Source organism: Clostridium sp. AF20-7, assembly GCF_003479275.1.
GTDB lineage: Bacteria > Bacillota > Clostridia > Lachnospirales > Lachnospiraceae > Otoolea > Otoolea fessa.
The window spans coordinates 34,136-49,028 of sequence record NZ_QUGF01000002.1; the positions used below are offsets into that span (position 1 = coordinate 34,136).

A 14,893-nucleotide genomic window follows, 5' to 3' on the forward strand; every position below is an offset into this window, starting at 1 on the left:
CTTGCCCACCCCGTTGGATTCAATTTTTTATGTTCAAACTATAAACTATTTTTCTGAGTTTGTAAAGAGGTTTTTTAATTTTTTTTCACGCAGTAATTCTGTATGGAATATGTCAGCTTCGCTGACCAGTATCACGCGCCAAGTCTCACAGATGTTCGACTTAAATAGAAGAAATCTTGTACAATATCCTCCCTTGAAACATTTTTTCAAAATTCGTGTGCAAATTGTATTGACATTCAGAATTTTTCGTGTATACTACTACACATAAAAGCAAGGGCGCTTCGAGATGATCGAGGTGCCCTTTTCTTTATGTAATAGGAAATTCCTTGGAATTCCTTATTACACCAAAAGGCACTAACGTGCCAATGATACGCACTCGCGCGAAGATGTAAGCTGTCGCAAGCGACCGCGCCCGGCGTGAGAATGTGTCAGAGCACATTCATCTTACGTGGATTTAATCATCACAAAATCGCAGACATAAAACCTGAAAGGAGACATGAGTTATGAAAAAAAACATCCCTGAACTGTATGGAAGTCTTGTATTCAACGACAAAGTCATGAAAAGCAAATTGCCGCGAGATGTTTATAAGGCACTCCGCAAAACGATTGAAAATGGCAGTCATCTGGATCTCGACATTGCAAATGCAGTCGCAGTTGCAATGAAGGAATGGGCCGTTGAAAATGGTGCAACTCACTTCACACACTGGTTCCAGCCGATGACCGGCATCACTGCTGAGAAGCACGACAGTTTCATCAACCCGGTTGGCAATGGCGAAGTTATCATGGATTTCTCCGGCAAAGAGCTGGTAAAGGGCGAACCGGATGCATCCAGTTTCCCATCCGGCGGACTTCGTGCCACCTTTGAGGCAAGAGGTTATACAGCCTGGGATCCAACCTCCCCGGCATTTATTAAAGACGATACACTCTGCATCCCGACCGCATTCTGTTCCTACAGCGGCGAGGCACTTGATACCAAAACCCCTCTTCTGCGTTCGATGGAAACCATCAACCGCGAGGCGCTGCGTGTCCTGAAGCTCTTCGGAAATGAAGATGTGACCCGCGTTGTCTCCACCGTTGGTCCGGAACAGGAGTATTTCCTGGTTGATAAAAAGCTGTTTAATAAGAGAAACGATTTGAAGTTCTGCGGAAGAACTCTGTTTGGCGCACCAGCTCCGAAGGGTCAGGAAATGGATGACCACTATTTCGGCGCTCTCCGTCCGAGAGTTTCCGCTTTCATGAAAGAACTGGATGAAGAGCTCTGGAAGCTCGGTATTCCGGCAAAAACCAAACACAACGAGGTAGCTCCGGCGCAGCATGAACTTGCCACCATCTACACGACTACCAATGTGGCAGTTGACAACAACCAGCTCACTATGGAAATCATGAAACGTGTGGCAGAGAAACATGGTCTTGTGTGCCTGCTCCATGAGAAACCATTTGAGGGCATAAACGGAAGCGGTAAACACAACAACTGGTCTTTATCGACCAACACCGGCGAAAACCTTCTTGATCCGGACCGCGATCCGGCAAAGAACTTACAGTTCCTTCTCTTCCTGTTCGCAACGATCAAGGCAGTCGATGTCTACGGCGATCTGCTCCGCGTATCAGTTGCAACTGCTGGAAATGACCACCGTCTGGGCGGCAACGAGGCACCGCCAGCTATCGTGTCTATGTTTATCGGAGATGATCTGGAAGCAGTTCTCGATATTGTGGAAAAAGATCTCGAGTCTGAGGCAAAAGAAGTCCAGACCATGAAGCCGGGCGCAAAGGTTCTGCCGCACTTTATCAAAGATACAACCGATCGCAACCGTACTTCTCCGTTTGCCTTTACCGGCAATAAATTCGAGTTCCGTATGCCAGGTTCCGCTCTCTCTGTATCGGAACCGAACATTGTCATCAATACAGCCGTAGCTGAAGTTTTAGGCGAATTTGCAGACCGTCTGGAAGGTCTTTCAGGCAAGGCTCTGGAGGCAGAAATCCATCTGCTCTTAAAGGAAGTGCTGCGTGATCACCGTCACATCGTATTCAACGGCAACGGTTACACCAGCGAATGGGTAGAGGAAGCTCACAAACGCGGACTCTTCGACCTGCCGAGCTGCGCAGAGGCATTTCCGCGCCTGATTGCTGAGAAAAACGTAGAACTGTTCCTGAAACACGGCATCTACACCAAGGAGGAACTCTTCTCCCGCTACGAAATCAAGGAAGAGAACTACATCAAGACCATCAACATCGAGGCAAAGACGATGCTTTCGATGATGAAGAAGACCTTCCTGCCGTCCGTCCTCTCCTACTGCAAGGAGCTGGCTGAAACCGCCGCAAAGACAAAGGCAATCCTGCCGGACGCACCGATCAGCGCCGAGAGCAAACTGCTTGAGAAGCTGTCCGGTCTCTACACCGAGATTTCCGAGAAAACCGAAGCACTGGCAGAGGCTGAAAAAGCGGCAGAATCCATGGAAGATAATATCGAGAAGGTTGCATATTTCCACTATACGATTCTTGCCAAGATGGATGACTTGAGAAGCAGCGTTGATACCGCAGAAGCCCTGATTCCGGATTCCTTCCTGCCGTATCCGACTTACGATGAACTTCTGTTCTCCGTATAATCTGACATGTCAATATTATGACTTGATTGAAAAATCGAGAAAAATGTGTTATGATTTGGCTGCAAAATATTGGTATATTGTCTTTTATACTGATATTTTGCAGTCAATTTTGGGTTGTTATCCCTGTTATTTTCTTATCATTCAGGTATCTTGAATACAAAGGAGGTTTATATCATGAGGGAGTCACTCACATACGAAACCGGGCTTCGTGAGGAATGCGGCGTATTTGGAATGTTTGACCTGGAGGGCGGCGATGTTGCCAGAGATATGTACTACGGACTCAGCGCACTCCAGCACCGCGGTCAGGAGTCATGCGGCATCGCAGTCTGTGACACGAACGGTCCAAAGGGCGTTGTCAACTGCTACAAAGGGCTGGGACTTGTCAATGAGGTATTTCATGAGGAGACGTTAAAACGCCTCGGCGGCAATCTGGGAGTTGGTCATGTCCGCTACTCCACAACCGGTTCTTCTACCATCGAAAACACACAGCCACTGGTACTTAAGTATTTTAAGGGAACACTCTGTCTAGCGCACAACGGAAACCTGGTAAATGCGTTTGAGATGCGCCGCCAGCTTGAAGAAACCGGCGCAATCTTCCAGACGACGATGGATTCAGAGGTAATCGCGTTCCACATCGCCAGAGAACGTCTGGCTGCCCCGACCGCTGAAGAGGCAATCAAACGGACCGCGGCAAAAACACGTGGCGCTTATGCCCTGATTATCTCCAGCCCGCGCAAGCTGATCGGTGTTCGTGACCCATTTGGTCTGCGTCCTCTCTGCCTCGGCAAAAAGGGAAATGTCTGGATCATGGCATCGGAAAGCTGTGCCATCACCTCGGTCGGCGGCGAATTTATCCGTAATATCGAACCGGGTGAGATCGTGACCATCACCCGCGACGGCGTTTTTTCTGATAAAAGCCTGCAGCAGGAAAAACGGGCGCACTGCGTTTTCGAATACATCTATTTTGCCCGCCTCGACAGCCACATCGATAATGTGAGCGTCTATGAGGCAAGGCTGCGCGGCGGCGCTGCTCTCGCACGTTCCTTCCCTGCCGATGCCGACCTCGTCGCCGGTGTACCGGATTCCGGTCTGACCGCCGCGATGGGATATGCGAAGGCATCCGGCATTCCATATGAGATTATTTTCCATAAAAATAGCTATGTCGGCAGAACCTTCATCAAACCGACCCAGGAAGAACGCGAAAATAGCGTCCGTATCAAGCTTAATATTCTGGAACCGGCTGTCAGGGGAAAACGCATTGTCCTCGTCGATGACTCTATCGTGCGCGGTACGACGATGAAAAACCTGATCCGCATGCTCAAAAAAGCCGGGGCGAAGGAAGTCCATGTGCGCGTCAGCTCTCCGCCATTCCTCTTCCCCTGCTATTTCGGTACCGATGTCCCCTCCAATAAACAGCTCATCGCCAGCAGCCATTCCGTCGAAGAAATCTGCCGGGAGATCGGTGCGGATTCGCTTGGATATATGCCGGTTGAAGATCTCGAGGAGATGGCAGGCGGACTTCCGCTCTGTACGGCATGCTTCACCGGAAACTATCCGATGGATGTGCCGGATGGGGAGATTAAGGATGCATTAGAATAAATATTGTGCAAATAAAAAAGAATGTGCCTTGGCACATTCTCGCGCCGAGCGCGGTCGCTTGCGACATGTTTCTGCTTCGCGCGAGTGCGCATCATTGGCACGTTAGTGCCTTTTTGTGTAATAGGGAATTCCAAGGAATTTCCTATTACATAAAAAAGGGCTCTCACCGAGTCCTTTTTTATCCCTCACACTTTTTCACGTTTTGTCAAAACTTTTGTTTTTGTTTAAAATGTCTTATATGTTTTTATACATTGGATGACGGACGGTTGTTCTGCGCTTTTAACGCTTTCAACTCATCAAATACAACATCGTTCAGAACCTTAATGTAGGTTCCCTTCATACCGGACGAACGGGACTCTATAACGCCTGCACTCTCAAACTTGCGGAGTGCATTGACGATAACGGAACGGGTAATGCCGACTCTGTCTGCAATCTTGCTGGCTACCAGAATGCCCTCGTTGCCTTCCAGCTCATCGAAGATGTGGGTAATTGCTTCCAGTTCGGAGAAGGACAAGGTGCTGATCGCTGATTTAACGATCTGGATCTTTCTTGTCTCCTCTGCATTCTCCTCGTTGACAGAACGCATCATCTCAAGTCCGACAACAGTGGTTCCGTACTCACTCAGGATGATATCGTCGATGTCGTACTGTGCATCTGATTTGTAGATGAACAGAGTACCCAGTCTCTCACCGGATATATCAATAGGCGTGATGATCGCCTGATACTTCTTCACGTTCTCCTCGGCGAATCCCAATGTGGCAAGGTTGACATTTTCCTTCGTTGACAAAACGCTTAAAAGGCGTTCATTCAACATACGGTCAACAAAACCGCCGACCTGATCCTTGATCAACTCTTCGATCTCATCCACACCCTCATGAATCGCAACTCCGAGTACTTTACCTTTCTTGCTGATTACGAGAATATTGGATTCCAGTATGTCACTGAGGACTTCACAAATGTCATTGAACACAACCTTATGAGAATGGTTGTTGTGCAATAACTTATTAATTTTTCTAGTTTTGTCCAGTAATTGAACGCTCATTTTACCAGTTACCTCCTTTGCCTTTATCGTAAATTAGAATTCGATCCTAACCTGTAAGAATTGTAACACGATTTTCGTATAATAGCAAGAGTTTTTCTGTATTTTTCATTTTTTTTAATAATTAATATCTATTTCAAGAGTTTTTATGAGTTTTTTACAAAACCGCAGGCTTCGTTAGAACAAAGAAGCTTATTTCCCTTTTCGAGCATAATATGTCCACATTTCGGACACATTTCTTTTGACGGTTTCTGCCAGGTCATAAAATCGCAGTCCGGGTTATTTTCGCAGCCGTAATATCTTCTGCCCTTTTTCGATTTACGGATGACAATCTCACCACCGCATTTCGGGCACTTCACGCCGATCTTTTCCAGATACGGCTTCGTGTTTTTACAGTCTGGGAATCCAGGGCAGGCAAGGAATTTGCCGTGCGGACCATACTTAATTACCATGTTGCGCCCGCACTGGTCACAGATCACATCCGTCACCTCGTCAGCAATCTTGACGCTCTCAAGCGTCTTCTCCGCTTCTTTAACCGCCTTGTCAAGATCCGGGTAAAAGTTTTCGATAACGGTCTTCCAGCCGATCGTGCCGTCCCCGATGCTGTCGAGCAGGTACTCCATATTTGCCGTAAACTGCAAATCAACGATGGATGGGAACGCCTTCTTCATCATCCGGTTGACTACCTCGCCAAGCTCCGTCACATAGAGGTTCTTATTTTCCTTCGCTACATAGCGGCGCGCGATGATTGTCGTGATGGTCGGTGCATAGGTACTTGGCCGTCCGATGCCCTGCTCTTCCAGCGCCTTGACGAGCGACGCCTCTGTATAATGTGCCGGTGGCTGTGTAAAATGCTGTGCCGGTTCTAACTGGTTTAAATCCAGCTTCATGCCTGCTTCCAGCGACTCGTTCAGAACGCCGTCGGTCTCCTTATCCTCGTCCTGTGAATAGACGGACATGAAGCCGTCAAATTTGATTTTGGACGCCGACAGGGTGAAAAGCTCCTCTCCGGCTGCTACCTTGACGGAGGTTGTCTCGTAAACCGCCGGGCGCATCCGGCTCGCCGTGAAGCGCTTCCAGATAAGCTGGTACAGACGGAACTGGTCTCTGGAAAGCTGTTCTTTTACCTGTACCGGCGTCAGTGTAATGTCGGTCGGACGGATCGCCTCGTGTGCGTCCTGGATCTTGGCGTCTGATTTTGCCGCCGCCGGCGCCTCGGACACGTAACTTGCCCCAAACTGGTCGCCGATATAACTTCTCGCCGCCTCATCTGCCTCTGCCGCGATGCGGGTGGAATCGGTACGCAGGTAGGTGATCAGACCGATTGTACCGCGTCCCTTGATATCCACGCCCTCATAGAGCTGCTGGGCAAGGCGCATCGTCTTCTGCGTTGAGAAATTCAGCGTCTTGGATGCCTCCTGCTGCAGCGTACTGGTCGTAAACGGGATCGGCGCCTTCTTCACGCGCTCGCCCAGCTTCACATCTCGCACTTCGTACTCACAGCCCTCCAGACGCTTCATAAGCGCCTCCACTTCCTCTTTGCTGTGAATTGCCTTCCTGCCGTCCTTATCGCCGTAATAATGGGCGGTCAGCTTCTTTCTGGAGCCATGTACGTGGAGCTTTGCATCCAGCGTCCAGTATTCTTCCGGTATAAACGCATTGATCTCTTCCTCACGGTCGCAGATCATACGCAGCGCGACCGACTGCACACGACCGGCGCTGAGTCCTCTCTTGACCTTCGCCCAGAGAAGCGGGCTGATGAGGTAACCCACCATACGGTCGAGCATACGTCTCGCCTGCTGTGCATCCACCAGATTTTCATCGATGGCACGCGGCTCTTTTAAAGATGCCTTGACGGCGTTTTTTGTAATCTCATTGAAACTGATACGGTAAACCTTTTTATCTTTCTGTTCATCCAGCTTTAATGCTTTCATCAGGTGCCAGGAGATCGCCTCTCCCTCGCGGTCCGGGTCAGTTGCGAGATAAATCTTATCTGCTTTTTTAACCTCTTTCCGCAGACGCGCCAACACATCGCCCTTTCCCCGGATGGTGATATACTTCGGCTCATATCCATGCTCTACGTCCACTCCCAGCGTACTCTTAGGGAGGTCGCGCACATGACCGCCGGAGGCGTCCACCTCATAGTTGGAACCCAAAAATTTTTTAATTGTCTTGACTTTCGCCGGAGACTCTACAATAACCAGATTTTTTGCCATAACAGACCTCTATACAATCTTCCTAACGTAATATTGATTCATTGGCTGCAGGATCAATCCCTGCATTTCCAGATTTAAAAGCGCAGTCATACATTCCCCTGCTGTCACCCCACAGCTTTTCATGACCGCTTCCAGATGTTTCGGTTGTGAATCTAGGCAACTATACACCATTTTTTCCGACTTGGCAAGTGCATTTACTGATTTTATTGTTTTTTTACAAGAATTTTTACATTTTATATGGAAGAAATCCAACACATCCTCCGGTTTCGTCACGATCCCCGCTCCCTGTGCAATCAGCCGGTTGCAGCCCTCACTGAGCGGATCGATGCGCCGTCCCGGCAGCGCAAATACCTCTTTTCCCTGCTCCAGCGCCAGATCCGCCGTAATCAGGGAGCCGCTTCTTTTTCGTGCTTCCACGACCAGCACCAGGTCGGAAAGTCCGCTGATGATCCGGTTCCGGATTGGAAAATGGGATGCCGTCGGCGGTACACCCGGTCCATATTCTGACAATATGCCGCCTTGTTCACGGATGCGCGCATGCAGTCGGATGCCGGATGGCGGATAACAGGTGTCAATCCCACAGCCCATCACGGCATACGTCAGTCCGCCGCCATCCATCGCGCCCTTATGCCCCGCCTGATCGATCCCCAGCGCCATGCCGCTCACTACCTGCACGCCATTTTCTGCCAGAATCCGACCGAAATACTCTGCCTCCTGTCGTCCATACGGCGTACAGCTGCGCGCCCCGATGACTGCCGCGGATGGTTTCGCATCTTCTGGAAGCATTCCACGCACAAACAGCCACATCGGTTTATCATAGATATGCATCAGGCGCTTCGGATATGCCGCCTCACCGCACAGAATGAAACGTACCCCCTGCTCCTCCAGCCTATCGTATTCTTCCACGCGCTGTTTGAAGAGCAGAACCGCTTCCTCCAGCCCCTTTTTCACAGCCTTTCCGAGAAAGGAACATATAAACGGATCCAGTTTCTTCCTATTATATAAAACCCGCTCATAGATTCCCTCAAAACTGCCGCACGATTCATATAATTTAGCCGCCGTCACCGCGCCGATTCCATCCACTCGCGATAGCCAGTAGGCATGGATGCGCTCACGGTCGGAATACTGCATATTTTCTGTCAGAGGCACATTTTTATGCGGCGGTTCCGGTGTTTTTCTATATAGTTCCTGCATAGAAAGCTGAGCATTCTGTACATTGCTCTCTTCTTTTCCTATTTCCATATCTTTCCCCCTATATATGTCAGATCGACTGCCTTTTACCTTCAAGAATGCCTCGGCATTCTTGCTGCGAGATGCGCGTCATGCAAAGCATGACATACTTCTTTTGCGCATCTTAAGCAATCCTGCCGGAGGCTATATCAGATGGGGGATTGGCTCCCACCACTGATACTAATTTGCTTCTCGCCATCTGAAGAGGTGGGAGTCATCTCACATCTGATATAACAATTACAACCCTTGTTAAACTTTTTATTCTTTCGATCTTTTAGACATGCTTCTTTTCAGAGACTCCCCCAATATTTTTTTTCAAAACTCCGGAATCCAATCGCCTCCGCCAACTGCGTCCGCCCGATCTCCGCCTGTCCATCCAGATCGGCAAGTGTGCGCGCTACTTTTAAAATCTTTCCGTGTCCCCTGGCACTGATTCCCTGCTGCCGTTCGACCTTCTCCAGAAATACCGCATCTTCCCCGGATAGACGGCAATACTCTTCGATCTGGCGGCGGGTCATCTGGCTATTGTAGGAGATCGATTCGTCTGCAAACCTCTTTTCCTGTCGAGCGCGCGCCTCCATGACGCGGGCGCGCATGACAGCGGAGGAATTCCTCTGCTCTGTCTGTGGAAAACTCCCCTCATCTATACTCTTCTCTGCAGCCATCATCCCCAAATCCTGCCGCGGTACTTCCACCCCAATATCGATTCGATCTAAAAATGGTCCCGAAACGCGGTTCAGATACCGGCGGATCTGGGTTGGAGTACAACGGCATTTTCCCAAATCTGGGAAAAAACCGCATTTGCAGGGATTCATCGCCGCCGCAATCATCGTTTTTGCCGGAAATACAACCGTCTGGTTGAGACGGGAAACCGTGATGCTTCCTTCCTCCATCGGCTGACGCAGCAAATCCAAAATTTTCGGCTGAAACTCCGTTAACTCATCTAAAAAAAGGGTTCCATAACTGGCGAGTGAGATCTCCCCGGGCTTCGGATTTCGTCCTCCGCCCGCCATCGCCTGGGCGGTCGTGCTGTGATGCGGGCTGCGGAACGGACGCTGCAAAACCAGCGGTGTGTCTGGATTCAGGAGACCGCAGATACTGTATATCTTCGAAACTTCAATGCTTTCCTCCAGCGTAAGCGGCGGCAAAATTGTCGGAATACGCCGAGCTGCCATCGTTTTTCCCGTTCCAGCCGGTCCGATATAGAGAATGTTGTGACGCCCCGCTGCTGCCGCCTCGGTTGCCTGCCGCACCAGCGGAAGTCCGACGATCTCATCAAAATCGACGTCAAATTCTTCCTGTCCCGCCTGAAACAGATCTGGTGTGAACCATTGTCCGTGAATCTGTTCCGGATGCTGCAGGCAAGCCGTCAGCGCTTTCACATCCCGGACTCCGACGATCTCGATTCCATCCACAGCCCGTCCCTCCTGTACATTCTCTTCGGATAGAAAAACCCGTTTCATTCCGCAGCGGCGCGCTTCATAGACCATCGAGAGAACACCGGTCAACGGCTTGATGCTGCCGTCCAAACCCAGTTCACCGATAAACGCCCATTGGTCCCAATCCGGTGCAGAATTGTTCTCCTCATCTTCCACCCCATCCATTTCCGGGCAGGTTTCATCCGTCTTTCTTATTTTTGCCTTTTCACCCTGTTCCCACAAGCACCTCAAAATTCCTGCCGCGATCGCCAGATCACACCCCGTTCCCTCTTTCCGCACCCCGGCTGGCGATAAATTGACCGTGATCCGCTTAGGCGGCAGGCAAAACCCCGCATTCCGAAGTGCGGTCCGAACGCGCTCCTGCGCCTCCCGCACCTCCTCCGCCAGGTAGCCCACCATGACAAAACTCGGCAATCCGTTGCTCACATCAACCTCCACCGTGATCCGGTAGCCATCGATGCCGCGGGTGCTGAAACTGTTTATTTTACTGAACATATATTTCCCCCTATTATTGATTTTTTACCTTGCCTTGTATTTTTCATATCATACAGGCTTAAAATTTGGATACTTTTAATGATATTTTGAATTTTTAGAATTAAAAATATATTATAACAATCTTATCTTCTCTGAAATTGATATCACCCAAAAGAGGTGGGGTCTTCTCAACTGAGATAAAAGAGATTCTACTTGAATTTGATTTGAAATTAAAATAAATAGATTTGAATCATGAAATCAGATTTACCAGACCTAAAATAGATATTCACTCTTTCATTATATATAGACCTGCGGCAGAATGCAAGCCAAAACAGCTTAAAACTATGACACTAATTAATTGCTTGTGCGCACAAAAAAAACAAAACGCTGCCGCAAAATGCTAACTTATAACATTCTGCTGCAGCTTTTTGTTTTTAATCTATCTCTTTAAATAAAATCTTCTCCCAGCTTCTCTGCCGCCGCGCGTGCAATCTGCTCCGGCGTGATCGGAAGCTCATAAAATCGTTTTCCGACTGCATTGTACACTGCATCGGCAATTGCCGGAAGCGGCGTGTTGATAACGATCTCACCGATCGACTTCGCTCCGAACGGACCAGATGGCTCATAACTGCTCTCAAATTCGACGTTTAAATGTCCATAGTCAATCCGGGTCGGAATCTTATACTGCATCAGGGAATTTTCACGCACACCCCCCTGTGCATTGCGGGTAATATTTTCCGTCAGCGCCATGCCGATTCCCTGCATCAGACCGCCCTCAACCTGCAGGCGGGACAGATTCGGATTGATCGGTGTACCGCAGTCTACCGCTGCCGCATAATTAATAACGCTGGTTTCGCCTGTCTCCATATCAATCTCAAGCTCAACCGCACCTGCCATAAACGGAGGCGGGGAAATGTGGGCGGTTCTCGACTCGGTTACCTCCAGCGGAATTTCATGCCCGTACATGGACGCCGTTGCGATATCAGCCAGAGCGATCTTCTTCGTCTCATCCCCGGCTTTTTCGGTTGTGAATACCTCTTTTCCGTCAAATTCCACTGCATCCGCCGGGACGCCCAGAAGTTCTGCACCCAGTTTACAGATCTGCTCACGCAGGCGCAACGCACACCGTTCGGTCGCTTTTCCGGTCAGATAGGTCGTACTCGATGCATAAGAACCTGAGTCATACGGGGATGAATCCGTGTCCGCGCCCAGCACCGTGATCGCGTCGATTGGGCATTCCAGCACTTCCGCCGCAATCTGCGCCAGAATCGTGTCACAGCCGGTTCCCATATCTGCCGCTCCGAGCGACAATGTATAGAACCCTTCGTCGTTGACTTTGAGACGGGCACTTCCGACATCCATCGCCGTGATTGCCGATCCCTGCATCGCCATACCCATGCCGACGCTGCGGACCTTGCCATTGCCCATGTCACGCACCGGATATTTGTCTTCCCAGCCGATCATCTCACGCACTTTTTTTACACAACGGTCGAGTGCGCAACTTGTATTAACCTGATTATAATATGCTGGCATCAGATCGCCCTCTTTAACCATGTTTTTCAGGCGGATCTCAAAGCGATCCATCTGAATCTGGTCTGCAAGCTCATTGACCGCCGACTCGATCGCGAAAAGTCCCTGTGTCGCACCATAGCCACGGTACGCGCCTGCCGACATGATATTCGTATAGACAACATCGCTGATAAAGCGGAATGCTTCAACACTTCCATACAACGGGATCGATTTGTGTCCTGACAGTCCAACGGTTGTCGGTCCATGCTCGCCGTAAGCACCGGTATTGGACAATGTGTAAAGATCGATGCCGCGGATCGTGCCGTCCTTCATCGCGCCCAGACGCACATGCATCTCCATCTCATGGCGCGGCGAAGACGCCGTCTGTGCCTCCATCCGGCTATAAATCAGCTTCGACGGTTTTTTCGTCATCCAGGTAACGAATGCCGGATAGACTTCACAGACCGCCGTCTGCTTCGCACCAAACCCCCCGCCGATTCTCGGCTTGCTCACGCGCACCATCGACTTCGGGATATGAAGCGCATTTGCCACGATTCTGCGGCAGTGGAACACGATCTGCGTGGAACTTAAAATATTTAATCTTCCGTAGGTATCGATCGAACAATAGGTACGGAATGTCTCCATCATCGTCTGCTGGCACGGCTTTGTGTGGTATACATGATCAATCACGATGTCGCAGTCCTTTAAAACCGCCTCGACATCCCCGTTGCCGCACTCATCGTGCGCGCAGAGGTTGCGCTTGTTGTCTGCGCCGACCGGAGCAAGACTCTCCCAGTTGTCCTCTGGGTGAACCAGGATCGGGTTGTCCTTTGACGTATGGAAATCCAGAACCGGCTCTAAGACTTCATACTGTACCTTGATCAGGCGGAGTGCTTTATCGACACATTTTTCATCTTTTCCTGCTACAATCGCCACGATATCGCCCTGAAAACGGACATGGCGGTCGATCAGGAGACGGTCATACGGGCTCGCCTCCGGGTATGTCTGCCCCGCCTGTGTGTAGCGCTTTGCATCCTGCGGCACATCCTCCCAGGTATAAATTGCCTCGATGCCCGGAACTTTCATTGCGATCGCGGTGTTGATCGTTTTTACCATCGCATTCGCATACGGGGAACGCAGAAGTTTGACGATCAGGCAGTCCTGCGGCGCCAGATCATCCACGTAAACCGGCTGTCCGGTTACCAGCTGCATCGCATCTTTTTTTCGTACAGAAGTATTGACTACTCTCATTCTGCCGCCTCCTTCTGTTTTTCTCTCTTCCAGTCTAAAAATGCCAGAATGCCGCGAAGCTGTCCTTCATAACCGGAACAGCGGCACAGGTTTCCTGCCAGATATTCGCGGATTTCATTCTCCTCCGGGAACTCTTTTTCCCGGAACAGCGCCAGCGCATTCATGATAAAGCCCGGATTACAGAAGCCGCACTGTTCGGCTCCCTGATCGGCAATGAATGCGCCAAATTCTTTTGCCTCCTCCTGGAGTCCTTCCAGCGTCGTCACGCTGTGACCGTCCGCCCGCGCCGCCAGCACGGAACAGGAAAGCACTGGTTTTTCATCCAGAAATACGGTACAGAGTCCGCAGTTTGCCGTCTCGCAGCCGCGCTTGACACTGTAACAGCCCTGACTGCGTACCAGATCAATCAGAAGCGTATCCGGTTCAATCTCCGGGGAAATCTTCGTTCCATTTAGAGTAATCGTTATCTGCATCATATGTGAATCTCCTAATATTCATACTGTTATACGATCATTTTATTGTCCTATTTCGTTTAGCACTTTTCCAGCACACGCACCGCCCGCTTTATCAGAACACCGGTTAAATGTTTCCGGTATTCAGCGCTGCCGCGCATATTTGAAGACGTCTGAACCTGATCACGGATCCACTTTGCAAGACAGACTGCTTTCTTCCCGGTCTGCGTCTTGTCCTGCTTTTCTCTGGTATCGGCATCCGCATCTGCTTTTGTTTCAGCCTTTTGCTTTTCCTCTATAAGCGCCTGTATTGTCTCCGCTGATGCCTCGAACAACACAGCACGCCCCGGACGCGCACCGATGCTAAAACGATATGCTCCATCCGCCCGTTTCGCCGCTGCACAGGTCAGCACTGGAAAATCAGTCTGCGTATTCCGCACGGACTGGTAGTGATATACGGCTTTGTCTTTATGGACAATTAATTTGACTAAAATGTCCCGGCCGCCGATCTGTTTTGCAAATTCCACCAACGGCATCCGTCCAGCTTTGTAAAGTTCCACTTCGGTGTCCATCGCCAGGAACATCGTCAGGACATCTGAAAATCCAAATCTGCCATAGATACTGCCTCCGACTGTCGCCAGGTTCCGAAGCTGCACGCCGACGATATGGCGCACCGACTCGCGCATGGCACCGTCTGTGTATGCCGCCAATCCCGGATGTTCTTCCAGCTGGCGCAGGGTAACCATCGCGCCAATCTCAAACGCATCCTCTGTCTCCTCTATCTGATCCAGCCCCAGCTCTGAAATATCAATCGCGGTTCCTACATTGCCCCGGCTCATCTTCAGCCAGATCATACCGCCTATCACCCGGTTCGCTTTTTTCTGATTCAGCTCCCAGGCTTCCTCCAGGCTTTCTACCCGTTTATATTCTCGAATCGTCATCATAGGTTTTTCCTCTTTTTCATCTATTTCTTAAATAACAAAATTATCCATCTTTTATTATAGCATAAAACATGGTATAATTCCGTTGTTATTTTTAAAATACAACGAGACCCCTTTTTCCAGAAAAGATTAGGAGGATT

9 protein-coding genes are annotated in these 14,893 nt (G+C 49.9%); 2 read left to right on the forward strand and 7 right to left on the reverse strand.

Annotated elements, in window-relative coordinates; translation table 11 throughout:
* The first annotated feature begins 503 nt into the window (after positions 1–503).
* Entirely contained in the window at positions 504–2,603 is a 2,100-nt protein-coding gene (locus DWX68_RS01955) for a glutamine synthetase III (protein ID WP_118628466.1), read from the forward strand.
* Positions 2,604–2,777: 174 nt separating this feature from the next.
* Complete coding sequence (purF, locus tag DWX68_RS01960; RefSeq protein WP_118628467.1) at positions 2,778–4,202, forward strand: amidophosphoribosyltransferase; 1,425 nt, start codon at positions 2,778–2,780, stop codon at positions 4,200–4,202.
* Positions 4,203–4,446: 244 nt separating this feature from the next.
* Here purF and codY read toward each other — a convergent pair whose 3' ends face one another.
* The 7 genes from codY to DWX68_RS01995 all read right to left on the reverse strand — a co-directional run bounded on the left by codY (position 4,447) and on the right by DWX68_RS01995 (position 14,756).
* Positions 4,447–5,244 carry a GTP-sensing pleiotropic transcriptional regulator CodY gene (gene codY / locus DWX68_RS01965; RefSeq protein WP_022360247.1) on the reverse strand — a complete coding sequence of 266 codons (798 nt, stop codon included), beginning with the start codon at positions 5,242–5,244 and terminating at the stop codon, positions 4,447–4,449.
* A gap of 143 nt (positions 5,245–5,387) precedes the next feature.
* On the reverse strand, positions 5,388–7,457 hold the full coding sequence (gene topA, locus DWX68_RS01970; protein WP_117795467.1) for a type I DNA topoisomerase: 2,070 nt from the start codon (positions 7,455–7,457) through the stop codon (positions 5,388–5,390).
* A gap of 9 nt (positions 7,458–7,466) precedes the next feature.
* Positions 7,467–8,699 carry a DNA-processing protein DprA gene (gene dprA / locus DWX68_RS01975; protein ID WP_243027471.1) on the reverse strand — a complete coding sequence of 411 codons (1,233 nt, stop codon included), beginning with the start codon at positions 8,697–8,699 and terminating at the stop codon, positions 7,467–7,469.
* Between the two features lie 278 nt (positions 8,700–8,977).
* Entirely contained in the window at positions 8,978–10,621 is a 1,644-nt protein-coding gene (locus DWX68_RS01980; protein ID WP_118628468.1) for a YifB family Mg chelatase-like AAA ATPase, read from the reverse strand.
* Positions 10,622–11,047: 426 nt separating this feature from the next.
* Complete coding sequence (locus tag DWX68_RS01985) at positions 11,048–13,360, reverse strand: molybdopterin cofactor-binding domain-containing protein (protein WP_118468604.1); 2,313 nt, start codon at positions 13,358–13,360, stop codon at positions 11,048–11,050.
* Positions 13,357–13,833, reverse strand: a complete 477-nt coding sequence (locus DWX68_RS01990; protein WP_118491184.1) for a 2Fe-2S iron-sulfur cluster-binding protein — start codon at positions 13,831–13,833, stop codon at positions 13,357–13,359. The genes DWX68_RS01985 and DWX68_RS01990 overlap by 4 nt, the downstream gene beginning before the upstream one ends.
* A 59-nt stretch (positions 13,834–13,892) precedes the next feature.
* Entirely contained in the window at positions 13,893–14,756 is an 864-nt protein-coding gene (locus tag DWX68_RS01995) for an FAD binding domain-containing protein (protein WP_118628469.1), read from the reverse strand.
* Positions 14,757–14,893 lie beyond the last annotated feature (137 nt).

What these genes read in the sequence shown, in the direction of transcription:
- DWX68_RS01990 (WP_118491184.1), bottom strand. Translation starts at nt 13,833, where the DNA reads ATGCAGATAACGATTACTCTAAATGGAACGAAGATTTCCCCGGAGATT.
- purF (WP_118628467.1), top strand. Translation starts at nt 2,778, where the DNA reads ATGAGGGAGTCACTCACATACGAAACCGGGCTTCGTGAGGAATGCGGC.
- DWX68_RS01955 (WP_118628466.1), top strand. Translation starts at nt 504, where the DNA reads ATGAAAAAAAACATCCCTGAACTGTATGGAAGTCTTGTATTCAACGAC.
- dprA (WP_243027471.1), bottom strand. Translation starts at nt 8,699, where the DNA reads ATGGAAATAGGAAAAGAAGAGAGCAATGTACAGAATGCTCAGCTTTCT.
- topA (WP_117795467.1), bottom strand. Translation starts at nt 7,457, where the DNA reads ATGGCAAAAAATCTGGTTATTGTAGAGTCTCCGGCGAAAGTCAAGACA.
- DWX68_RS01980 (WP_118628468.1), bottom strand. Translation starts at nt 10,621, where the DNA reads ATGTTCAGTAAAATAAACAGTTTCAGCACCCGCGGCATCGATGGCTAC.
- DWX68_RS01985 (WP_118468604.1), bottom strand. Translation starts at nt 13,360, where the DNA reads ATGAGAGTAGTCAATACTTCTGTACGAAAAAAAGATGCGATGCAGCTG.
- DWX68_RS01995 (WP_118628469.1), bottom strand. Translation starts at nt 14,756, where the DNA reads ATGATGACGATTCGAGAATATAAACGGGTAGAAAGCCTGGAGGAAGCC.
- codY (WP_022360247.1), bottom strand. Translation starts at nt 5,244, where the DNA reads ATGAGCGTTCAATTACTGGACAAAACTAGAAAAATTAATAAGTTATTG.